Here is a 969-nt window from a genome sequence, read left to right as displayed (position 1 = left end):
TAACCTTGGTTGGTGGTTGAACTCCGCTTTAGGTGTTCGCGGTGGTGTTCATATCAGCAACGCCGACTGGTCTCATGCCACAACAGGCTTGCGCAAGAACAACTTAGGTTTCTTTGCTACGACTTTAGATTTGATGTTCAACCCGTTGGGTATTACGAAGATATACGATTGGAATGCCCCTGTAGGTTTTAACCTCTTCGGTGGTTTCGGCTTGGGCAAGATCCGTTTTGTAAAGGATTGGGACAGTGCTTATGAGGGCAAGTTCAACGAGTTCCGTTTGGGTGCTCAGTTGTGGTTGAAGCTCTGCAATGACCTGCGCCTAAACTTGGAGCCGACCTACTCGATGTTAGGCAACTTCAGTGGCAACAAGGTAGTTGAGAAGACCCACGAGATGGCCTTGAAAGTCGGTGTATCGATGTTGCTCCGTGACCGCAGCAAGGACAAAGACGTAGAGACTAAGGATGCCAAGGATTTGATGCCTTCGGGTATCTTTGTGGGTGGCGGTTTGGGTTGGAACACCACTGTACATACATGGCGTTACACCGGTCAGGGTTCTTCTCTTATCAAGAACGGTCTTCTGTTTGCCGGCTACAACCTGACCGATTACCACGGCGTTCGTTTGAGTGGTGAATATTTGTCCGACAAGATATGGGTAGACTACGGTGGCAGCAGCTTAGAGCCGATGAAGTTCCACAACACGTTGCTTTCTTTGGACTATCAGTTCAACATGTTCAATGCGATAGCAGGTGTGAATCCTGCACGTCGTTGGAACGTTTCTGTGTACACGGGTCCTTCTTTGGCCTTGGGTGATGGTGCGTCCTTTGCTTGGAACTTTGGTGGCATCTTGACCTATCGGGTAGCTCCGAATCTGTCTTTGTTCTATAGTCACAATGTTTATCGCATGAGCAAAGACCGTTACAAGTCTGCTCAGATTTACCGCACCCCGGGTACGATTGTGAACAGTTTGAA

Annotated in this window: 1 pseudogene; it reads left to right on the top strand. The window is 48.7% G+C overall.

The features are described 5' to 3' along the window. Positions 1-969 (top strand): annotated as a pseudogene (locus HMPREF0658_RS11660) (hypothetical protein); the annotation flags it as partial.

It is taken from the genome of Hoylesella marshii DSM 16973 = JCM 13450, from assembly GCF_000146675.1.
Lineage (GTDB): Bacteria > Bacteroidota > Bacteroidia > Bacteroidales > Bacteroidaceae > Prevotella > Prevotella marshii.
Note: the sequence above shows the minus strand (reverse complement) of the source record. Positions and strands in the feature narration are given on the sequence as shown.